The sequence below is a fragment of the Chloroflexota bacterium genome, from assembly GCA_016219275.1.
In the GTDB taxonomy this organism is placed as follows: domain Bacteria; phylum Chloroflexota; class Anaerolineae; order UBA4142; family UBA4142; genus JACRBM01.
In genome coordinates this window covers 112,650-135,234 of sequence record JACRBM010000088.1, presented here as the reverse complement: position 1 = coordinate 135,234, position 22,585 = coordinate 112,650, and the positions used below count along the sequence as shown (strand labels likewise).

At 57.1% G+C, this 22,585-nt stretch carries 16 protein-coding genes and 1 pseudogene; 6 read left to right on the top strand and 11 right to left on the bottom strand.

Annotation, left to right across the window (positions count from 1 at the left end):
- Nucleotides 1-62: 62 nt before the first annotated feature.
- From HY868_24005 to HY868_23960, 10 genes and pseudogenes are all read right to left on the bottom strand, one after another.
- Nucleotides 63-1,730, bottom strand: a complete 1,668-nt coding sequence (locus HY868_24005) for an ABC transporter substrate-binding protein (GenBank protein MBI5305216.1) — start codon at nucleotides 1,728-1,730, stop codon at nucleotides 63-65.
- A 173-nt stretch (nucleotides 1,731-1,903) separates the two neighbouring features.
- Nucleotides 1,904-3,163: a hypothetical protein gene (locus HY868_24000; GenBank protein ID MBI5305215.1), complete on the bottom strand. Its 1,260-nt coding sequence runs from the start codon at nucleotides 3,161-3,163 to the stop codon at nucleotides 1,904-1,906.
- A gap of 60 nt (nucleotides 3,164-3,223) precedes the next feature.
- Nucleotides 3,224-4,258, bottom strand: coding sequence for a Gfo/Idh/MocA family oxidoreductase (locus tag HY868_23995; GenBank protein MBI5305214.1), 1,035 nt, complete (start codon nucleotides 4,256-4,258; stop codon nucleotides 3,224-3,226).
- 60 nt (nucleotides 4,259-4,318) lie between these two features.
- Nucleotides 4,319-5,146: a carbohydrate ABC transporter permease gene (locus tag HY868_23990; protein ID MBI5305213.1), complete on the bottom strand. Its 828-nt coding sequence runs from the start codon at nucleotides 5,144-5,146 to the stop codon at nucleotides 4,319-4,321.
- A gap of 107 nt (nucleotides 5,147-5,253) precedes the next feature.
- Nucleotides 5,254-6,150 carry a sugar ABC transporter permease gene (locus HY868_23985; protein MBI5305212.1) on the bottom strand — a complete coding sequence of 299 codons (897 nt, stop codon included), beginning with the start codon at nucleotides 6,148-6,150 and terminating at the stop codon, nucleotides 5,254-5,256.
- 91 nt (nucleotides 6,151-6,241) lie between these two features.
- On the bottom strand, nucleotides 6,242-7,750 hold the full coding sequence (locus tag HY868_23980; protein MBI5305211.1) for an extracellular solute-binding protein: 1,509 nt from the start codon (nucleotides 7,748-7,750) through the stop codon (nucleotides 6,242-6,244).
- 96 nt (nucleotides 7,751-7,846) lie between these two features.
- Complete coding sequence (locus tag HY868_23975) at nucleotides 7,847-9,562, bottom strand: DUF262 domain-containing protein (GenBank protein MBI5305210.1); 1,716 nt, start codon at nucleotides 9,560-9,562, stop codon at nucleotides 7,847-7,849.
- 61 nt (nucleotides 9,563-9,623) lie between these two features.
- Nucleotides 9,624-10,778, bottom strand: coding sequence for a DUF1343 domain-containing protein (locus HY868_23970; protein ID MBI5305209.1), 1,155 nt, complete (start codon nucleotides 10,776-10,778; stop codon nucleotides 9,624-9,626).
- Between the two features lie 922 nt (nucleotides 10,779-11,700).
- A pseudogene (locus HY868_23965) lies at nucleotides 11,701-12,840 on the bottom strand (anhydro-N-acetylmuramic acid kinase).
- Nucleotides 12,841-12,947: 107 nt separating this feature from the next.
- Nucleotides 12,948-13,694, bottom strand: coding sequence for a GntR family transcriptional regulator (locus HY868_23960; protein ID MBI5305208.1), 747 nt, complete (start codon nucleotides 13,692-13,694; stop codon nucleotides 12,948-12,950).
- A 133-nt stretch (nucleotides 13,695-13,827) separates the two neighbouring features.
- On the opposite strand from HY868_23960, the gene HY868_23955 reads away from it, so the two are divergent.
- The 6 genes from HY868_23955 to HY868_23930 all read left to right on the top strand — a co-directional run bounded on the left by HY868_23955 (nucleotide 13,828) and on the right by HY868_23930 (nucleotide 19,271).
- Nucleotides 13,828-14,679, top strand: a complete 852-nt coding sequence (locus tag HY868_23955; protein MBI5305207.1) for a UbiA family prenyltransferase — start codon at nucleotides 13,828-13,830, stop codon at nucleotides 14,677-14,679.
- Between the two features lie 73 nt (nucleotides 14,680-14,752).
- Nucleotides 14,753-15,778 (top strand): ABC transporter substrate-binding protein, encoded by a 1,026-nt coding sequence (locus HY868_23950; GenBank protein ID MBI5305206.1) that lies wholly within the window; start codon nucleotides 14,753-14,755, stop codon nucleotides 15,776-15,778.
- 69 nt (nucleotides 15,779-15,847) lie between these two features.
- Nucleotides 15,848-16,657, top strand: a complete 810-nt coding sequence (locus HY868_23945) for an ATP-binding cassette domain-containing protein (GenBank protein ID MBI5305205.1) — start codon at nucleotides 15,848-15,850, stop codon at nucleotides 16,655-16,657.
- 77 nt (nucleotides 16,658-16,734) lie between these two features.
- Nucleotides 16,735-17,475 (top strand): ABC transporter permease subunit, encoded by a 741-nt coding sequence (locus HY868_23940; GenBank protein ID MBI5305204.1) that lies wholly within the window; start codon nucleotides 16,735-16,737, stop codon nucleotides 17,473-17,475.
- A 21-nt stretch (nucleotides 17,476-17,496) separates the two neighbouring features.
- Complete coding sequence (locus HY868_23935) at nucleotides 17,497-18,216, top strand: ubiquinone/menaquinone biosynthesis methyltransferase (GenBank protein ID MBI5305203.1); 720 nt, start codon at nucleotides 17,497-17,499, stop codon at nucleotides 18,214-18,216.
- Nucleotides 18,213-19,271 carry a UbiX family flavin prenyltransferase gene (locus tag HY868_23930; protein MBI5305202.1) on the top strand — a complete coding sequence of 353 codons (1,059 nt, stop codon included), beginning with the start codon at nucleotides 18,213-18,215 and terminating at the stop codon, nucleotides 19,269-19,271. The genes HY868_23935 and HY868_23930 overlap by 4 nt, the downstream gene beginning before the upstream one ends.
- A gap of 166 nt (nucleotides 19,272-19,437) precedes the next feature.
- On the opposite strand, the gene HY868_23925 is transcribed toward HY868_23930, so the two are convergent.
- Nucleotides 19,438-22,368 carry a PBP1A family penicillin-binding protein gene (locus HY868_23925; protein MBI5305201.1) on the bottom strand — a complete coding sequence of 977 codons (2,931 nt, stop codon included), beginning with the start codon at nucleotides 22,366-22,368 and terminating at the stop codon, nucleotides 19,438-19,440.
- Nucleotides 22,369-22,585 lie beyond the last annotated feature (217 nt).

Genomic DNA, 22,585 nt, shown 5'->3' with positions numbered 1-22,585 from the left:
TTCGGATTGCAGATTGCAGTTGGCGTTTGCCAAATCTGCAATCTGCAATCTACAATCTGAAATTATTTGTCCAGCCAGGTTTCGCGCAGGTACGTGTTCGCGCCGTTCGCCAGCGGCACAAAGCCCTTGACGTACGGTTGCATCACGCGATATTCGTAGCCGACGTACAGCCACACCCAGGGCACGGCATCCGCAAGTTTCTTTTGAATGTTGTCGTAGATTTCCTTGCGTTTCGCCGGGTCCGCGGTCACGCGACCTTGTTCGAGCAACTTGTCAATTTCCGGATCTTTGTAATTGGCGACGAGGTTCAAGTTGCCGGTGCTGTGCCAATAGCGGAAGAACATGATATCGGGATCGGGATTGCCGCCATTGAGCGCGACCGTCGCATCGAAATCGCCCTTGAGCCAGCGATCCACGTAGACGCCTAGTTCGAGCGATTCGATTTCGGATTCGATGCCGATCTTTTTCAACTGCGCTTGAATGTTCTGCGCTTCGGCAAGCGCGGTCGGTGGTTCTGCGTTCGCCGCCATGATCTTGAACTTGACCGTCGGGTTGCCCGCGTCGGCGAGCAATTTCTTCGCCTTGTCCACATCCTTGGTGTAGCAGAGCAGGTCTTTGAGCGCCGCGCGATAGAACGGCGGAGTCGCGGGCGAAGTCACTTCGCCTTCGCCGAGTGACGCCACATCGAGCGTCTCTTGGCGATCAATCGCGCACGACACGGCTTGGCGCACCTTCAGGTCTTTGAACATCGGGCGCGAGGCGTTCAACTGCAACACGTGGTACGCGAGCGCGGGCGCGCGCGTCACCGTCAGTCCACTGCCGCCCGCGCCGGCGCGAATGCCCACGCGCGGGTCGTTGATGAGCGCCCAGTCAATCGTCTTGGCGCGCAAGCCGGCGAGAATGCTCGCTTCATCTGGGATCGTGCGGAACTCGATGCCCGCCAGGCGCGGCTGTCCGGGAATCCAGTAATCCTTGTTCGCGTCGAGTTTGAGGATTTTGTCCGGCTGCCAATCCGCAATCTTGAACGCGCCGGTACCGTTCGCGGTTTTCGCCGGGTCTTGTCCGCCGCTCACCGCTTTCTTCGAGAGAATCGCGCTGTTGAGACTCGTCATCGCCGCGGGCAACGCGCCGTTCGCCGTTTTCAGTGTGAACACGACCGTGTTCGCGTCCGGCGTTTCGATCTTTTCAATCAACGCGTAATTTGCGCGCGCCGCCGCGCCGGTCTTTTCGTCGAGGATGCGTTCGAACGAGAATTTTACATCGTCCGACGTCATCGGGTCGCCATTGTGGAACTTTACATTTTTGCGCAGCGTCATCGTGAGCGTCTTGCCGTCTTCCGACCACTTCCACGCTTCGGCGAGATGCGGCACAACTTTCATATCTTTGTCGAGCGTCACGAGCGGATCGTAAATCAACTCGAGCACGCGGAACGACGCGAACGCGGTTTGTTTGTGCGGGTCGAGACCTTGCATATCCGCTGCGCGCGCGGCGATCAACACGCCGCCGGATTTCGGCGCGGCAGTCGGCGCAGGCGTCGCGGTCACAACTCGTTCGACGACCTTGGTTGCTTCGACTACTTTTTCGACCACCTTAGTCTGTTCGACCACGCGAGTCTGCTCGACGACTTTGGTCTGCACGACTGGCGCGGGCGCGGTAGGTGCGGCGCACGCGATCAACATCAGCGCAGACAGCGCGAGCACAGAAACGATTAGTGTGATTTTGCGTAACATTCTATCTCCTCCTGGAAAACAATTTGACCGATTGACCGGGCAAAGGTCGCGCGAGCCATCCTCCTCTATCCCCGAATTTTTATGGGACGCGGATTAACGCGTACCCTGGCACTTTGATCCCGCCAGGCATGTGTGCGCGTTGATAAAAAAGAAAAATCCGCGTTTGTCCGCGTTCATCCGCGCCCAATGTCCTCCGCGAGCGGCACAAGCAATTCCAACTTCCAGGGTTGGACATGCGGCGAGACCGAACACGCCGTACTCAAAATGTATCCACCGCCGATTTTGCCGATGCGAATTCGCTGCACCGCTTCCGCGATCACTTGCGCGTGTGTTTCGTACGCGAGCAACGCGACCGAATCGAGATTACCTTTGATGAACAACTTGTCGCCGATGCGTCGCTTGGCTTCCGCGAGTTCGACGTTGCCGAGCGGCGGCGGATCGAGTGTGTCAATGCCTTGCGTCCCAGTTTCCGCCATCAACTCAAGCCGATCGCCGATGCGTCCGCACGTGTGCGTGTAGACTGGGATTGCCTCACCCCACTCCCCCTGCACCCCCTCTCCCCTCTCCTGTAGCCACGTCCTTAAGGGCGTGGCTACAGGAGAGGGGAGAAGGGAACGAGGGGTGAGGAGTGTGGTTGCCTTCACCGCGTTGGTCACGCGCCGCTCGTACGGCATCACAAACTCGCGATACATCGCGGTCGAGATGAGCGAACCGCCGGCGAACGCGGACGAAATCAGCACCGCGTCCACGCCGCGCCTCGCCTGCGCCACCGCCCACACGATTGACGCGTCGGTGAGTCGGTCGAGTAGCGCGTGCGCTTTGCCTGGGTCGGTGATGAGCGAGAGTAACGCTTGCTCGTAACCAAACAACTCCATGTAATGCGTGAACGGCGAAAACACTTCGCCGTGAATAGAAACTGAATCGCCAACCGCGCGTTTGACGAGATCAATCGTGCGAAAGAAATAATCCGGAATTTCGCGCAAAACGCCGCGCGTCTCAGCAACGCGCGGAATGTGGTACGTATTCCAAACGTATCCTGGTAATTCGTCAATCGCGTCGAGATGGTCTGGGTCAATCGTTTCGAAATCCGCGCGCGTCGTTGGCTCGTGTTGCGGATTCTCGTCGCGTGGTACGAACGTGACGCCGCCATCGCGCCACGTCAATCGTTCGCCCTCCGAGTTCGTTTCGATGGACGCCACATCGTCGAGCACATTCGCGGGACGACCGGGAATGTTGATAAGAATGCCGTCGAAGCGATAACGCTGTTGCAGTGCGACCAGCGCCTCGGCAAAACCTTCGCTCGTGAACCAGATGCGATGCGGCGCGATGCCCGCGTTCAAAAAGTAATGTCCCAGCGCAAGTTGGCACATTACCGGCACGCGGTCAACCGGTTGGTGGCGCATCGCGCGCGCGACGCGTTCGCGGCTGTTCATGGAATTCTAGATTCTAAATTCAAAATTCGTAATTCGGTGCGCAGTACCGGTAGGCGCGAATTACGAATTACGAATTGCAACTGGCTGTCCGGTCTTCAACGATTCAATCACCGCCGCTTGCGCGAGCGCGATCGGCAACGCGCGGCGCGGCGAGGTGTCCGGCTCGCGCTGGTCGCGGATGCACGCGAGAAAATGCTGGAGCGACGCGACGAACGCGCCGGTGATTTTGCCGCCCACTTCGTCCGCCGTGTGCGGTCCGATGAACTCGACCTTTTGTCCACCGCGTGTATCAAAAATCTCGGCGGTGCGCGTGCGATTGTTGTACATGATCGCGCCGTCACTGCCGATGATTTGCATGTACCCGTCGGCGACGCGCGGGTACGTGTTCGGGTGAATCCACGACGAATGAAAATTCGCGCCAACGCCATTCTCGAATTGAATCAACGCGTTCAACCCATCGTGCGCCGCAAAGCCGCGCGCGTCGAGCGTGCCGCGCACCTCGCGCGCGATCACTTCGACGGGACGCGCGTGGATGAACCACTCGGTCATATCCAAATCGTGACTGCTCATAAAATAAATCGGCGACGTTTGCGACGACCACCCAGGAATCATCCCAGTCGGCACATAAATCGTATCGAACTTGACCGAGATGACCATACGCGGCGCGCCGATGTTGCCCGCGTCAATCTGTTGTTTGATCCAAATGTGATCGCTCACGTACCGTTGGCTAAAATTCACCATCGCAACGCGCTTGGACGCGGCGACGGCGGCGACGATTGCGCGCGCATCGTCGGCGGTCGTCGCGAGCGGCTTTTCGAGGAGGACGTGTTTGCCCGCGTTGAGCGCGGTGAAAACGGGGTCGCGATGCAAATGGTCTGGCGTCGCAATGCTCACTGCGTCCACTGCGACGCGGTCCAACATTTGTTTCAAGTCGGTGAACGCACGCGCGCCGTTTGCCTGCGCGATTTTTTCCGCGCGTGCCGCATCCACATCCACGACCGCGACCAGTTCCGATTCGTCCATTTCGTGGAACACGCGTGCGTGCCGCGATCCCAGGATGCCCGCGCCGACGACGGCGACGTTGGTGATTGTCATAGTTTTTTGTCCAAAGGTCGGGTAAATGGTAATTGGTAATTACCATTTACCAATTACCACTTATCCCTTCAGTGCGCCCATGCGGACGCCTTCGAGGAAATATTTCTGGAAGAGCAAAAAGAAAATGATCATCGGCAACGCGGCGAGCGACGCGCCGGAAAAGATAATGCCCCAGTCCGTCATAAACTCGCCCTGCATATTCGCGACGCCGACCGTGAGCGTATAATTCTGCGGCTTGTTCAACGCGATGACGGGCCACAGAAAATCGTTCCAACTGCGGACGAACGTGAAAATCGCGAGCGCGGCAATCGCTGGCTGCGAGAGCGGCAGAATCACGTTGCGAAACACGCCGATCTCGTTGCAGCCATCAATGCGCGCGGCATCTTCGAGTTCAGAAGGCAACGTTTGAATGTACTGCCGCATCAAGAAAATGCCGAACGCGTTCGCAGTGCCGGGCAGAATCAGCGCCCACAGCGAATCAATCAAACCGAGTTGGCGATTGATGATGTAAAGCGGGATGAACGTCACGTGAATCGGAATCATCAACGTGCTAATGATGAGCCAGAAAAACAAATTGCGAAATGGAAAATTTTTCTTGGCAAACGCATAGCCCGCGAGCGTATCAAATAAAATGTGCCACGCGGTTACCGCAAGTCCGACGATCAAACTGTTGATCATCCAGTTGGAATAAAATTTGTTATTGACCAACAATCGCTCAAAGTTGTCCAGTTTGAACGCGGGCATCAGGATCGGCGTAAGCGGCGGCACGGAGGTGATCGGCGTGAACGCGTTCGCGAACAACCAGTACATCGGAAAGAGCGCGATGACGGCAGTTGCAATCAGCGTGAACCAGACGAGCGCGGCGCCGGAGGAAAATGGTCTCTTCATTTGAATATGATTTCCTGTCTGCTACTTTACGGATTTAGCGTGGGAAGGAAAGGAGGGAAATGAAGAAAAGTTCCTTCATTTCCTTCATTTCCATTATTCCCTTCCGTTCAGTACTCCACATCGCTTCGCAACGCGCGGAATTGGAACACCGCCACACTCGAGATAATCAAAAACAACACAAATGCCTGGGCGGAGGCGACGCCGAAATTGAAATCCTTGAACCCGTTGTTGTATATCTGCGTAACAATGGTTTGCGTCGAATTGCCGACGCCGCTTGGCACCATGATGTAAATGCGCTCGAACACTTCGAAACTCGCGATCGTGTAGAGCACGACGAGATAGAGCGTCGTGGATTTGATGAGCGGCACCGTAATATGCCACCACTTGCGAATCGCGCTCGCCCCATCCAATTCGGCGGCTTCGTAAAATTCAGCGGGGATCGCACCCATCGCCGCGCTGTACAGCACGACCGCGGTCGCCGGAATCGTGAGCATCGCGGAGAGCGTCACACTGCCGAGCGCGATGTCGGGGTCGGACAACCAGCGCATCGGCGCGATGCCGATTAAACGCAAGAGATAATTCGCAAAGCCCCATTGTCCGTTGAAGATGTACGCCCAGGTCATTCCAACGATCAGCGCGCTCGTGACCGCCGGCAAATAGTACGCCGCACGAAAGAACGTACGCAAGCGATGACTGAGCGGCTGGATCAAACTCGCGAGAATCAATCCAACCAGGATGTTTGTTGTCACTGTGAAGAGAGTATAGATCACCGTGTTGCGAATCGCGGTAACGAAAATCCCACCGAGCATCGTAAATGCGCGTTCATAGTTCGCGTAAAGCGGATCCATCCACACGCCGCCGCGGGCGAGACTGTACCGCTGAAATGAAATGATAAACGACCACACGACCGGCACTAACACGAATATCGTGAACGTGGTCATACTGGGAAGAATGAAGAGATAACTCCAACCGTGCTTGCGGAGAAACTGGCGGACTGTTGTCATTACGCCTCGCTTCTATTTCAGATTGCGTATTGCGTATTCCGTAATCGGATTAACCGACACGGAATACGCAATACTCTTCACGCGCCACGTTCTACTTGGTCGAAATCAACTTGTCGGCTTCTGCCGAGATTTTCTTCATCGCGTCTTCGGGTTTGATCTTGCCGAAAATGATGTTTTGATATTCGGGGTGGATCAAGCGCGTGAGCGGCGCCCATTGTGGGATGAGCGGGGTAACCCACATATCCGGCAACATGGGCAGGAACTTGTCGAGCGGTGCGACAATCTTTACGGATTTGCGCGAGCCCGGTGCGAGATAGAACCCGGTCGGCACGTTCGATCCGGGTGGCACGTCCTCTTGCACTGCGTTGCTGGTCAAGTAGCGACCCAGGTCCATCGCGGCTTGCCGTTTGACCGCGTCCTTCATCTTCGCAACGCCGATCAAGCCGACGGCGCCGACCGTGAGTTTGTTGCCATTGACTGTCGGGTGCGGATAGATTTCAAAGTTCGCTTTTGCGCCAACGAGCGCTGGCGCAAAGCCGGTCGCATCCACGACCATCGCGTACTGTTTGTTAATAAAACCGCCTTTGACATCCGAATCTTTTTGCGATCCGAAATCGGGCGGCGTCACTTTGTGGACGAGCGCGAGATCGGCAAAGCGTTGCAAACCTTTGTAGGCGGCGGGATTGTTGAAACCGAACTTGCCATCCTTGGTCACGGGGCGAACACTGGGGTCTTCGCTCATCCACAAGCCCCAGGTATTGACGACGCCGGGATCAATGTAACCACTGAAACCGTAGACCTGCTCGCCGCTCGCGCGTTTGAATGTCGTTTTCTTCGCGACTTCCACGAACTGATCCCAGGTCCAGTTTTGCGGAGGCAAGTCCACTTTCGCTTCGGCGAAGACGTCCTTGTTCACATAGATGCCCATCGGGACGACCCAAAGGGGCCACGAGAATGCCTTGCCATCCTTCAAGCGGGTTACATCGAGAACATTCGGTAGAATGTCCGCTTTGTCATCGGCGGTGAGGTACGTGTCAATCGGCTCGACCAGATCCTCGGCAACGTACGCGGGCAAACGATCCGAAGCCATCCGCAAGAGATCAATGCCCTGTCCCGATTGAAGCGCGGCAGTCAGTTTGGCAAAGCCCTCATCGTTGGGCGGATAGCCGGTCATTTCCACTTTGATGTCGGGATTGTCTATCATAAACTGTGCAACCGCGTTGTCGAACGGATTCGCGAACGCGTTGCCGGGCGTGTAACCGAGCACCCAAAGATTCAACGTGCCTTTGTAACCGCTCGTGCTTTTGCGGATGCCACCTTTTGCCGTACGAACTGGTGTCGGTCCGACGGTTGGCGCAACGGTGGGTCCGGCAGCTTTGGTCGGCTCGGGCGCTTTGGTTGCAGCAGGCGCGCTGGTCGGCGCAGTCGTTGCAACGGGCGCGCTCGTCGGAGCCGGTGGCTTGGTCGCTTCCGGCGCTTTGGTCGGTGCGGGCATGCTCGTCGGAGCCGGTGGCTTGGTCGGTTCAGGCGTTGGCGCGGCGCACGCGGCGAGTAGACCCAGCGCGGCGATCAACGCGAACAAAGTAAACAGTCGTTTCACTTTCTCCTCCTTGAATGGTTGGAAACGGAAATGATCGTCGGGTAAAAATTCTTTGGCGTGCTTGTACATCACCTCCTTTTTTTCATCAGTACACCATTAATTCCCCGAAATTTCAGGATCAACAATGCGCTTTGCAGATTTCCATATTTCTGTCCTACGTCTCTCTCGAAAAGTATCGTATGTAAAATTGTCAAATGTCAACGCAGATGGGTTGTACGAAAATTCTGGAACCAATAAATGTTTCTCGATTGGAATCCCCTGTAACTTTAGTCGGGCAAAATACGAATCGGGAAATTCTGCTCGTTTTCGAATATTGTCCGTTGCGCCCAGAAAACGTAAGTTACCTATGTCGTTGATTGCTGAGCTTCCGCACCCTAACCGACTTCTGAGCATGTATTGTGGGTATATATGATCTACGTGCGGTTCATTACCTTTATATGCCACATCAAACGGTGAGTTACCCCAGCGATCACAATACACGATATTTAGAATCAATGTGCGAAGTCTGGTATCATGTAGGTGGGATTCTTGTAGTTCAACCGCATAACCACGAGATGCAAAGTACTTTTTCACATCGCTAAGTGGGAAAACGCCTTTACTGTCTTTCCCAACAATGGAATGCAACGCGTTCAGAACCGAGTCGGTGGCGCTACTATACCAATTGAAGAGTTGTGCTTTGTGATAATATGCCCCCATCAATAGTCGGTTCGCTTCATTTGGAAAAGGATTAATGAACAGGAAATCAAAAACAGGAATGAGAGAATTGTAACTACGGACAAGTTTGTCTGAGAATACCCGGACATCATGAACAATGAAATCTCGTAACTGTTGGAATGCTTTCTCAGCCTTGTCCCATGATTGTTCAATCCGTTTTATTAGTTCTTCGCCTCGCACGCCATAGAATTTTTCCGTTTGTATTTCGGCGCCTTCGCCATGCGCTAGAAGAAGACATTTCAAGACAAAATCACTATCGATGCCCAATTTTCCCCCATTGAGCAAATCCACCATTTGTTCGACACGTTCTTCAATGTCATCCCATCCCTCTTTCATGGCAGCAAACATCAAATCGCCTGAAGTGAGTTTGGTTCCCCCTGAATTTACACGAACAAAGATTTCGAGAATTCGACGATATGGGTACTGCTTCGCAACTCCATCTAATTCATCGATCCAAAAATGTTTGTCGTGGTTCAAAATCGAATGGAGTTGTTGCAAATTTGATCGAACTCTACGTTCGCGGAGTTTCCTTTGCTCATTTGGCTCTTGCAGTTTAGCTTCAAGTAAATCATTCAGTTCGTCGGCAATGGTCAATGGATTCCCATTGGCATGTTTCTCTGCCAAGTCACGAACACGGAACATAGGTAAATCTAAAGGTATAGAACTAAAAGTCAGACTATGCAGAACATCACCATTTTCAACCTCTTTATCACCTGCCGCTATATCGCAATATGCTTCTTCGGTTGTACCCAAATCACTTCGTATACCCCCACGAAAAATAGCATGAAGGGTTTGGAGTCGTTGTTGCCCATCAAGAACAAAAACTTTCTCTACATCTTTGGCTGAACGTTGTATGTCATATAAAGCAGATAAATCCGCGTCAAAATCAATAGCAGGCATAAAATGACGCGCTCGGATTTCTTCTTTGGTACGCCAAAACAAGAAGGTTTGTATCGGATACTCACGCATGAGGCTGTCGAAAAGTCTGCCCATCTGCTCTCTTTCCCACACAAATGGCCGTTGGATATGTGGGAGTAGCAAGCGATGTGCATCAATATCTTCAAGAAGTCTAAAAAGTGAACGCGGTGTGTAACTCATGAATCCAAACTCCTTTGAGAAAATTAGATTGTGCCTGAACTGATTGATTATGTTGATTCGGTTAATACAACAAATAGCTCTTTCGCTTTTCATCAAATCGCGCGAGATCATCCGCCCACGCGCGCGTCAACAATTCGATGGATTGATTCGTGAGCAAACCTTCGCGCACACGCACATCGCCGGTGAGCAAATCGAAATGCGGCGGGCGACCTTCCCAACTCGTCGGCAAAAATTCAAACTGGGTCGGCGCAAGCGCGCGGCACGCGGCGATGACATGCAAGCCGGCTGGAATCGCGCGGAACGCGTTGCAGTCGGTGATGTGCAGCTGAACGCCGTAACATTCGACGTTCGCGTGTTTGCTCGAACACGGCGTAAACGCGATGGGACGAAAAATTACCCCATCAAGTTTTTGTGCGTTGAGAAAATCGGCGAGCACGTACCCATCGAGGAACGGCGCGCCGACGATTTCGAATGGCAAGCCCGTGCCGCGTCCTTCAGAAAGATTCGTCCCTTCGATGAAACACATTCCGGGGTATGGAATCGTCGTCGCGAAATTTGGAATTCCCGGCGAAGGCGTCACCCAGGTCAAGCCGGTTTCATCGAACCACATCGCGCGATCCCAACCGCGCAGTCCAATCACACGTAACTCGGCGTTGATGCTCAACTCGCGATTGTAGAATTGCGCGAGTTCGCCAAGCGTCATGCCAAAACGAATCGGCAGAGGACCGTGACCGATGAACGATTGCAATCCTGGGTCGAGCACCGCGCCTTCGACGATGTTGCCGTTGATCGGATTCGGTCGGTCGAGGACGATGAGCGGAACCTGGTGCTCCGCGCAGGCATTGAGCGCGAGTCCGAGTGTCGCGGTGTACGTGTAGAAACGCACGCCGACATCTTGCAAATCGAAGAGGAGCACGTCCACATGGGCGAGCATCTCGCGCGTCGGTTTGCGAATCTTACCATAGAGCGAATAGACCGGCAATCCCGTCCGCGCGTCGTGTCCGGATTCGACCGCCGCGCCATCCGCCGCCGACGCGGCAAAGCCGTGTTCGGGTCCGAACAACGCGACGAGATTCACACCCGCGTCGCGCAACACGTCCACGTTCGAACGCAGAGTGCGCGTGACGCCGGTCGGATTCGTGATGAGACCGACGCGCTGGTTCTTGAGCAGATCGAGTTTTTCGTTGAGCAGAATTTCAAGACCGGTAATTACCATTTACCACTTACTTTCTTTCCAACGCCCCTCGCACCGCACCGCCCGCCTCACGTAATCTTCGCCGCGCGTCGTCCGGGGACACGCGCGTGAGCGCGACGACAATCGCGGTTTTCACTTCGTCGTTGCACTGGACGAGCAACGCGTCCGCGTCTTGCAGCGAAACCTCGCACGCGGCGGCAACGATGCGCCGCGCGCGGTCGCGCAGTTTCGCGTTCGTCGCTTGCACGTCCACCATCAAATTGCCAAACGTCTTGCCGAGTCGAATCATCGCGCCGGTGCTCAACATGTTCAACACCATCTTTTGCGCGGAGCCGGCTTTGAGCCGCGTCGAACCGGTAACGACTTCGGGACCGACGAGCACCGCGATGCCCACGTCCGCGAGTTCCTCGACCGGCGAAGGACGATTGCACGCGACGCTCGCGACGAACGCGCCGCGCCGTTTCGCCTCGCGCATTCCGCCGAGCACGTACGGCGTGCGCCCGCTCGCCGCGACGCCGACGACGCTATCGCGCTCGGTAACATTCAACAACGCGATATCGCGCGTGCCGGCATCGGCATTGTCCTCCGCGCCTTCGACCGCGTGCGTGATCGCGCGCGCGCCGCCGGCAATCAGTCCGATAACCTGGTCGGGCGAGGTGCTGAACGTCGGCGGACATTCCGCCGCGTCGAGCACACCCAGGCGTCCCGACGTTCCCGCGCCGAGATAAATCAAACGCCCGCCGCGTTTCATGCGTTCCGCAATCGCGTCCACGGCTTGCGCGATAGATTTCAGTTCGGCGGCAACCGCGTGCGCGACGCGTTCCTCTTCGGTGTTCATCAACCGCACGATATCGAGCGTGTCGAGCGTGTCAATGTTTTCGGAATGCGAATTGCGCGACTCGGTCAGCGATTCCGTATCGTCGTGTACCAAATGCACTCGCCCGGGCGTAATGTTGCCGAGCACGACCGGATGGCGCGCGCCGGTCGCCGCGGGCAAGTTGCCCGCGCGCTGGAACCAGGTCTCGTACGCGAGCATCGCAAATGCGAGCGCTTCTTTCGCTTCGCTCTTGACGCCGGTCTCGTCAATCGCGATGACGCGCGCGGGCGCGAGCAGATCGCGCACCATTTGCATCAACGTGAGATTGAGCGCGCCGCCGCCGGAAACGATCACCTCGTCCACACCGGTTGGCAGAAAATCGCGGTACGCCTGCGCGATGGAATGCGCGGTGAACGCGGTGAACGTCGCGACCAGGTCATGGTCGGAGATGCCGCGCGATTTCGCGCGCTCCCAAACCGGCGCGCCGAATTGCGCGCCGAACAATTCGCGCCCCGTTGTCTTGGGCGGTTGCTCACGCAGGTACGGTTCTTGCATCAACTCGTGCAGAAGCGTTTCGTTCACGCGCCCTTGCGCTGCGAGCGCGCCATCGCGATCAAACGACCACGCGCCGTTGGTGGTGCGTTGCGCCGCGTAATCCATCAGCATGTTGCCGGGACCGGTGTCGAAGGCGAATGGTTGTAGGGACGACACATGCGTCGCCCCTACGGGCGGAAGGTACGTCACATTCCCGATGCCGCCGATATTCTGCGCGGCTCTAGTCAAAACCGGATGCGCGAACAAGAGCAAATCGAGGTACGGCACAAGCGGCGCGCCCTGCCCGCCCGCCGCCATATCGCGGGTGCGAAAATTGGAAACGGTTGTGATGCCGGTGCGTTCGGCAATCACCGCGGCTTCACCCAGTTGCAAGGTGGACGCGTCAGGACCACTCGGAATATGCCATAGCGTTTGACCATGACTGCCAATCAAGTCCACCTGGGTCGGCACAAGTCCGGCAAGTTGAATTGCGTCGAGCGCGGCGCGCGCGAACGTTTCGCCGAGTTGAAAATTGAGCGCGCACAAGCGATCTACCGTACCGTGCGCCGGACGAAAGCATGCGAGAATTTCGTCGCGCAGTTCCGGCGCAAAATTCGCGTGATGATGCTGGACGAGTTTCCACTTGAGCGCGGGCGGCGCGCCGGTGATCTCGACGACCACCGCGTCAATGCCATCTGCTGACGTTCCTGAAATCATTCCGACGATAAGCATGAATTCAATCCTGGTGATTGGAAGTTGGAAATTGGAAGTTAGAAGTTAGAGGTTGGAAGTTGGAGCGCGCGTGGCTACTCCGACATCCGACATCCAACTTCCAACGTCTAACTTGCAATTCCTTGCGGCGCAAGCGTCGAATGGAACTTGTAACGGTCGCCGCGATAAATCGAGTGCACGTGTTCGATCAAGATACCCTGGTCGGTGTACGTCACGCGCTCCATCACGAGGACGGGCGCGGGCGCGGCGAGCCGCAAGAGCGCGGCTTCCCGCGAACGCGCGAGCGCGGCTTCAATCGTTTGCTCCGCGCGCGTGAGCCGATAGCCGTACTCGTGTTCGAGCACCGCGTAGAGCGATTCGGTCGCAAAATTATGCCGGAGCAGATTGGGGCAGAGCGCGTGCGGAAGATGCACGGTCTCAATTGCGAGCGGGATATTGTCCGAGAGACGCACGCGCGTGAGCAAAACGATTTCTGCGCCCGGCAGGACGCCGAGCATTTTTGCGACGTCGTCTTTGGCGCGTTCGATTTTCGCTTCGAGCACGCGCGACGAGGGTTTGCTGCCGCGCGATTGCATGTCCTGGCTAAAGCCGGAGAGCGCCTTGAGTTGCTGATCAATCTTGGGTTCGCTGGCGAACGTGCCCTTGCCGGCGCGGCTGTAGATCAGTCCTTCGCGCGTCAGGTCGAGCAACGCCTGCCGCACGGTCATGCGGCTGACGCGAAAACGCGCGCACAGTTCGCGCTCGGAGGGCAATTGTTGATGGGCGCGCAAACGCCCGGCGAGGATATCGGAACGCAGTGATTCTTTGAGTTGCGCGTAGAGGGGTTGCGGATGATTCCGCTTGAGACGCACCATCGTGTCTCCTGATGACTGGTCATAACCGGTCTAGACCGGTTATGATTATACCGGATTCCGGCAGGTTGTCAATTAGGCGATTTCTGCCGCACTAGCCGCGTGGCGAGTTTTGTGGTAAAATCCGTCTGGTTCTATGCGCCAACTCAAAATACTCCTCGACAACATCCGATTCGAACACACCATCTTCGCCCTCCCCTTTGCGTACCTGGGCATGGTGCTCGCCGCGAATGGTTTGCCAACTCTAGCGCAGTTCGTTTGGATTACACTCGCGATGGCGTCGGCGCGAACGCTCGCCATGTCGCTCAACCGGCTGATTGATCGCGAACTGGACGCGCGCAACCCGCGCACGCTGAATCGCCCGCTGCCGCGCGGCTTGATCTCGCCGCGCGCGGTCATCGCGATTTCGTTCGTCGCGTTCGGCGTGTTCGAATTTTCCGCGTGGCAGTTGAACACAACCTGTCTCGTCCTGTCGCCGCTCGCGCTGATTTTTCTGGTCGGCTATCACTACACCAAACGGTTTACCTGGCTGTGCCACTGGGTGCTCGGTTTCACCGATGGCATCGCGGCGGCGGGCGGCTGGGTCGCGGTGCGCGGCTCGCTCGACCCGCTCGCGTTGTTGCTGTGGTTCGTCGTGATCGTGTGGATGGCGGGGTTCGATTTGATCTACGCGTGCCAGGATGTCGCGGTGGACCAACGCGAAGGACTCTACTCGGTGCCCGCGCGCTTTGGGATTCCGACCGCGCTCATACTCGCGCGCGTACATCACACAATCACCGTGCTCGCGCTTGCGGCGGTCGGCATCATCGCGAACCTGGGGATCCTGTTCTGGCTCGGCGTGCTCGTCGTCGCCGCGTTGCTCGCGTACGAAAACGCGATCGTGAAACCGAATGATTTGTCGCGACTCGACCTCGCGTTCTTTAACGTGAACGGATACATCAGCGTGATTGTGTTTTTAAGCGCGCTGTTCGGACTAGTTCATTTTTGATTTGCAATTTTCGATTTGCGATTTGCGTCTTGTCCAATCGAAAATCCAAAATCGAAAATTTCTTGGAGGGAAAATGATTTCACCACGCATTGTTATTTTGCTCGTTCTTGCGCTCGCGCTGCTCGCCGCGTGCGCGCCGGCAACGCCGACCGCCGCGCCGACGAGCGCGCCGACATCCGCGCCGCAAGCCGGCGCAACTGCGACACGCGCGCCCTTGCCGCCGACGAGTTCGGGCACGCTTCGCATCGGCGTTCTGCCGATCACGGACGTTGTGCCGTTTTACGTCGCGCAACAACAGGGCTATTTCAAAACGAACGGCATCACCGTCGAGCTGGTGCCGGCATCGAGCGCGGCAGAGCGCGACCAGATGATGCTCACCTCGCAGATTGACGGACAGTTGAACGACCTGGTTTCGACGGTGCTGTTCAATAAGGATCAGCCGCGCATCAAGATCGTGCGCCAGGCGCGCATCGCGTTCAAGAACGCCGCCGAGTACTGGATCCTCACGCCGAAAGATAGTCCAATCAAAACCGCGCAGGATTTGAAAGGCAAGGAAATCGCGATCTCGCAAAACTCGGTGATCGAGTACGTCACGCAACGCTTGCTCGAAAAAGAAGGTCTCGCCGCCGCCGACATCAAGACGACGAATGTGCCGGCGATTCCGACGCGCTTGCAATTGCTGCAGCAAGGTCAGGTCGCCGCGGCGACGCTGCCCGATCCGCTTGCCTCGCTCGCGATTTTGCAGGGCGCGCGCATCGTCGTGGACGACACCAAGTATACCGAGTACAGCATGAGCGTGATTAGTTTTCGGACCGACATTGTGGAGAAACGACCGGATGATGTAAGGAAATTGCTCGCGGCGTACGACAAGGCAATTGGCGACATTCGCGCCAAGCCCGAACCGCTTCGCAACATTTTGATCGAAGTCGGACGCGTGCCGGACCAACTCAAAGACAAGTACCAATTTCCACCGTTCCCCGACCCCGCCATTCCCAGCCAAGCGCAATGGGACGACGTGGTCAAGTGGGCGCTCGATCGCAAACTCATCAACGCGCCGGTCACGTTCGCGTCGTCAGTGGACGGCAACTTCCTAAAATAGGACGCGGATAAACGCGGATGAAAAACGAAATATCCGCGTTTATCCGCGTCAATCCGCGTCCAATAAAAAATGATCGCGATTCAAGACCTCACCTTCACCTACCCAGCCCAAACCACGCCGCTGTTCGATCACTTTACGTGGTGCGTCGAACGCGGCGAGTTTTGGTCGGTGATTGGCGCGTCCGGCTGTGGCAAGTCCACATTGTTGCATCTCATCGTCGGCGTGCGCGCGATGGACACAGGCACGATTGTGGTGAATGGGGAGACCGTGCCGCGCAAGAAAAATCGCGGCAAGACCGGGTTGGTGTTGCAGGAATACGGTTTGCTGCCGTGGGCGACGGTACGCGAGAATGTCGAACTGGGTTTGCAGATTCGCGAGTTCTATGGACAGGAACGACCGCAAATAGCGAATGGCAAATGGCAAATGGCAGAGGGCAATTCGCCACACGCCAAACACCACACGCCGCTCGTGGTTGATTTTTGGTTGGAGCGTTTCGGTCTCAGCGCGCTCGCGCAAAAATATCCGGCGCAGATTTCCGGCGGACAACGCCAACGCGTCGCGATTGCGCGCACGCTCGTGCTCGAGCCGGACGTGTTGTTGATGGACGAACCGTTCAGCGCGCTCGACGCGGTGACGCGCGAAGACCTAGAGCAGGTGACGCTCGAATTGCAGAACGAAACGCAGACGACGACGGTGTTCGTGACGCACAATATCGAAGAAGCGGTCTTCCTGGGTCGCACGATTCTCGTGCTGGGCGCGCCGCCGCACCGCGCGCCACGCATCGTCGAAAATCCCGGCGCGGGGCGCGCCGAGTACCGCGACTCGCCGGAATTTGGCGACCGTGCGCGTTTGTTGCGCGAGATGCTAAAGGAAAAGTAGATGGTCAACAGTCAACAGTAGACAGTCAACAGATTTTCTGGCGACTGACGACTGACGACTGACGACTAACGACTGAGATGAGAAAACGCGACATCCTCTTTGCCACCCTCGCGCTCTTTGCCGCGTGGGAAATTGCGGCGCTCGTTTTGAACCGCGATATTTTACCCGCGCCGACCGAGGTACTCGTCGCGTTTGCGACCCAGGTGCCGCGTTCGCTCGGCTGGCATTTCGTCGTGAGCGCGTGGCGCGTCGTCGCGAGCATTGCGCTTTCAGTTCTGCTTGCAACGCCCGCCGGTCTCGTGCTAGGACAGTCCGAAAAACTCAATCGCTTTTTCGCGCCGGTCATTTACCTGACGTACCCGATCCCGAAAATCGTTTTGCTGCCGATTGTATTGCTCTTTCTCGGCATCGGCGACGCGTCGAAAATTTTTATCATCTTTTTAATTCTGTTTTTCCAAGTCCTCGTCGTCGTGCGCGATCAAGCGATGGCGCTCCGCCCCGAACTGCTCTACTCGGTGCGCTCGCTTGGCGCGGGGCGGCGCGCATTGTTGCGCTTTGTCTATTTGCCGGCGACGCTGCCTGCCGTACTCACTTCAGTCCGCCTTAGCATCGGCACCGCGGTCGCGGTACTCTTCCTCACCGAATCGTTCGCGACGAACGCGGGGCTGGGCTATTACGTTATCGTGGACACCTTCCAACGTATCGCGTATCCGGAAATGTACGCCGGCGTTGTTGCGATGAGTCTCCTGGGTTTGTTGTTGTACTTTGTCGTAGACTATCTCGAACGCGCGTTGTGTCCGTATCTGTTCGCCAAGTAGAAATTGGAAGTTGGAAGTTGGATGTCGGTAAATCAGAAACCAGAAATCAAAAATCAAAAATCTGCCGATAAAGCCGCCTACGTCCAAAAGATGTTCGACGGAATCGCGCATCGGTACGATTTGATGAACGCGGTGATGACGCTGGGGCAGCATCAACAAATGCGCCGCGTCGCCGCGCGTCTCGCGCAACCGCCGCGCGACGGACGCGCGCTCGATCTCGCCACCGGCACCGGCGATTTCGCGTTCGCACTACGCGAGGTCGAACCCAGCGTGCGCGTCGTCGGCGTAGATTTCGCGCTAGAGATGATGCGGCGCGGGCAAAAAAAATATCCCACGACAAATTTTATTGCCGGGGATATGCTCCAATTGCCATTTACCAATTCCTCTTTTGATTGCGCCGTCAACGGTTTCGTTCTCCGCAATGTCGCGGACGTGCAAATCGCGTTTGCGGAAATGTATCGCGTGCTCAAGCCAGGTGGACGCGCGGTCTCGCTCGAAATCACGACGCCGCGCGCGCCGGTGTGGAAAAACATTTTTGGAATCTATTTCGACTACGCCATGCCGCGCATCGGTGGAGTGTTGAGCGGCAAGCCAGACGCGTACACGTATTTGCCGCAATCGGTGCGCGCGTTTTACAAACCGGAGCAAGTGTGCGAGCTGATGCGCGCGGTCGGTTTCCGCGACGTATCATTTCGCTGGCTGATGCTGGGAACGATGGCAGTTTATGTTGGGATAAGATGAACGAACGAATCGTGATCGCGATTACCGGCGCAAGCGGCGTGATCTACGGCATTCGCGCGTTGCAAGTATTACGCGATCTGCCGAACGTCGAAACACATCTCGTGATGAGCGCGGCGGCAAAGCAAACGATTGCCGCCGAAACCGATTGGACGATTCAGCAAGTTGAACAACTCGCGCACGTCACGCACGACGATCGGCAAATCGGCGCGACGATTGCAAGCGGCAGTTTCGCTACGCGCGGCATGATCGTGATGCCGTGCAGCATCAAAACACTTTCCGCGATTGCGAATTCATTCTCCGCCGATTTGATCGCGCGCGCGGCGGACGTCACGTTGAAAGAAGGTCGCCCGCTCATTCTCGTCGTGCGCGAGACGCCGTTTCACCTGGGACACTTGCGCTTGATGGAACGCGCCGCGGAAATGGGCGCGATTATCGCGCCGCCAATTCCCACGTTTTATAGTCGCCCGCAAACGCTCGCCGAAATGATTGACGGCACGGTCGGTCGCGTGCTCGCGCGACTCGGCTTCGATAACGCGTTGTTCACGCAGTGGGCGGGGATGCGCGACGCCGTCGCCGCGCCAACCGAGACGAGCACCCAAGACAAGATCATCGCGTTTCTCGCCGCGCAAACCACACTGACACTCGCGACGACGAACGCGGACGGTTCGCCGCACGCGTGCGATGTGTTCTACGCGCACGACGATGCGCGCGCGCTCTACTTTCTCTCCGATCCGAAAACGCGGCACATTCAAAATTTGCAGCGCGATGCGCGCGTCCACGCGACGGTGCACGCGGCGACGCGCGGCTGGCAAACGATTCGCGGCTTGCAAATCGCCGGCGACGCGCAGCGCGTGCCAGACGACGAACGCGCGCGCGGGTACGAACTGTACGTTCGCAAATTCCCGTTTGTGAAACAGTGGTTGCCCGCCGCCGCGATGCTGGGTCGCGCGCTGGACAAACTGGGGGTGATCGAAATGCACAAAATCGTACCCAAGTGGATTCGCTGGATTGATAACGCGGAAGGATTCGGACACAAAGAGGAAATGAGTTTGTAGGGCAATTTGGAAAATTGCCCCACAGTTTTTGGCAATTTGGAAAATTGCCCCACGGTTTTTGGCAATTTGGAAAATTGCCCCACGGTTTTTGGCAATTTGGAAAATTGCCCCACGCTACTTCATTGCAGAACCCAGGTTTCTTGAAGAAACCTGGGTTCGTTTTTCGTCATGGCTTGGTTGGACTCGTTGTCGTGCGCGTCGGTGTGATTGTCGGGGTCGCCGTCGGAAGCACCAGCGTTCGCGTCGCAGTCGGCGTGGCGGTGCGCGTCGCGGTCGGCGCGACTAGAGTTTGCGTCGCCGTCGCAGTTGGAATCGCGGTCTTGGTCGGCGTTGCGGTCGGCAATGCGACCGGCGTGAGCGGCGTCACCGTGCGCGTCGGCGTCGCTGTACTCGCGACCGTCGGCGTGATGGTGCGGGTTGGCGTCAAGGTCGGCGCGGGCGTGGACGTGCGCGTCGCGGTCGGCAGGATGACCTGGGTCGGAACGAGTGTCGCGGTGCGCGTGCGCGTCGCGGTCGGCACGATAATAATCGCGGTCGGTACGATTGGCGCGTTCGCGATCGTCACGCGCACGCGTCCGCCGAACGATCTGCCGCTGCGGTCTGCCATCGCGAGCCGAATCGTGTACACGCCGTCCGCGAATCGGCGCGTATCCCAGGTCGCGAGATTGCCGTCTTTGATTTGCGACGTACTGCGCGCGAGCAACGTCCAATCGCGCGGATCATTGCCCTGCCCGATCTGCACGGTATAGTTGTCGAAATCCGGCATTTGCACCGTGCCGATGATCTGCACCACGCCGCCGATCACACTGCCATCGCGCGGCGACGCGACGCTCATCGTCGGTTGCGCGCCGGCGACGGGCGTCGGCTCCGGGTCGGGACAATTCGGACTACGCTCCGTCGGCGGTTGCGGAATGTTGTGATCTATCGCCCACTGGCGCGCTTCGGGCGGATATACCGCGAAAACTTTTTCGTCCACGAGTTCCAGACACACGTCCGATCCGATCAAGCCGTTCGTCCGATCAACCTTGATTTTTTGCCACACGTGGTCGGTTTGCACCGGCGCGTTGTCGGCGAGAAAAATTTCCTGCGCGCGATGATCCAACGGACACAGCTCGGTCGGCAACAGACCCGACTCGACGCACACTTCGAGTTTGACCATTCCCGGCGGCACGAGAAAATCTTTGGGCGGCGTGCCGGCGAGCGCGCGCTCCATAAAGTTGTGCCACAGCGGTCCCGCGCCGGTGACGCCGCTGATGTGTTCCATCTCGGTGTTATTCGAATTGCCCACCCACACACCGACGACAAAATCCGGCGTGAACCCAATCGTCCAGTTGTCGCGCCAATCGTTCGTCGTCCCGGTTTTCACGGCAACCGGTCGCGACAAACGCAGCGCCCCGCTCGTTCCAAAGCCCGGCGCGCGCGCGCTCACATCGCTGAGGATGCTCGTGATTTGGTACGCATGGCGCGCGTCCGCGACCTGGGTACCCTTTGGTGGATTCGCTTTCAAATCAAACAATACTTTGCCGTTCGGATCCGTCACCTTAAGGAATGGCGTCACAGGGACGCGCACACCTTGATTCGCCAAGACTGCGTACGCGCCGGTCAATTCGAGCAACTTGACATCGCCGCCGCCGAGCGTGAGCGACAAGCCATAGTTGCGCGGATCGCGGAATGTCGTCATCCCAAATTTGCGCGAGGTGTCAATCAGCGCGGTAACGGTGATGAACTGCAACGCCTTGACCGCCGGAATGTTGAACGACGAGGCGAGCGCCGTGCGGATGGGCACGAGACCATGTTCGCGCGTGTCGTAATTTTCCGGCACATAGTCTGGTTGACCTGGGATTGGGAACACGGTTTTCACGTCCGCGATAACGGTCGCGGGCGTCCACCCTTTTTGAAACGCGGTGAGGTACGTGAGCGGTTTGATCGAAGACCCCGGTTGGCGCAAGCGCACCGCGACGTTCACCTGCCCGTCAATTTTCTTGTCGAAGAAATCCACACTGCCCAGCATCGTCAAAATCTCGCCGGTTTTCGGATCAAGCGCGATGAGCGACGCGTTCGTGACGTTCTTGCCGGCGAGCGCGTTGATTTGTTTGCGCGCTTCTTCCTCTGCGAGTCGTTGCAATTTGAGATCAATCGTCGTCGTCACTTGCAAGCCGCCCTTGTAGACGACTTCGGGTCCGTATTGTTTTTCGAGTTCCTCGCGCACGTAAACGACAAAGTGGGGCGCTTTGATGCCGATGCCTTGGTCACAGCGTTTATCGAACACGTCCGAGTTGATCGTCTTGCGCGATTCGGCAAGCGCAGACGCGGCTTGCTCGGGCGTGATGTATTTTTGTTCGACCATCAAGCCGAGCACATCGCTTTGGCGCGCGAGCGCGGCATCGGGATGCGCGCACGGATCGTACACTGCCGGGAGTTGCGGCAACCCGGCGAGCAACGATGCCTCGGCGAGATTCAGGTCTTGTACGCGTTTGCCAAAGTACGCATCGGACGCGGCTTCAATGCCGCACGCGAGATTGCCGTAGCAAATCGTGTTCAGGTACCATTCGAGGATTTGCTCTTTCGAATATTTGCGCGCGACCTCAAGCGCGAGAATCGCTTCGCGGATTTTGCGTTCGAATGTTTGCTCCGGCGTCAACAGCGCGCTCTTGATCAATTGTTGCGTGATGGTGCTGCCGCCGCCGGACACGGGGCGCCCGTACCGAATGTAATAGTACGCCGCGCGCGCAATGCCGTACCAATCTACGCCGGGGTTGGTGTAAAACGATTTGTCCTCGGTCGCGATGGTTGCTTGCTTGAGCACGAGGGGGATGCGCGCGCTCGGCACGACGGTGCGCCGCGCGCCGTTCGGGTCGAAGATTTCGTACAGCAGTTCGCCGTTGCGGTCGAACAGTTTGGTGGATTGCGCGATGGGACGCGCCGCGAGTTGTTCGGGCGGCGGCAAATCGCGCGCATAGTACGTGTACGCGCTAACCGCGCCGACGACGAGCGCGACGGCAACAACGAGCGCGACGATAGCGGTGATCGTCAGCATACGCATCAGCGTGTAACGCCAGCCGCGCGGCGCGACGGAAGCAGAAGCAGGATGACTCACGAAAATAATTCCTTCGTCAAGCGATAAAATCGCCCGCCTAAATATGGCAAGCACGATGAATCGGGCTATGGTGGTCTATAACCAATCGGCTAGAGTGGGATTACACGAACCGAAACATTCATTCGTAGGACGTTGAGCGAGGGTGAATCGTTCCGCGCGCTATTGTAGCACAGAGCGCGGGAAATGGGGAAATGGCGAAAATCAAAAGCGCAGAGCC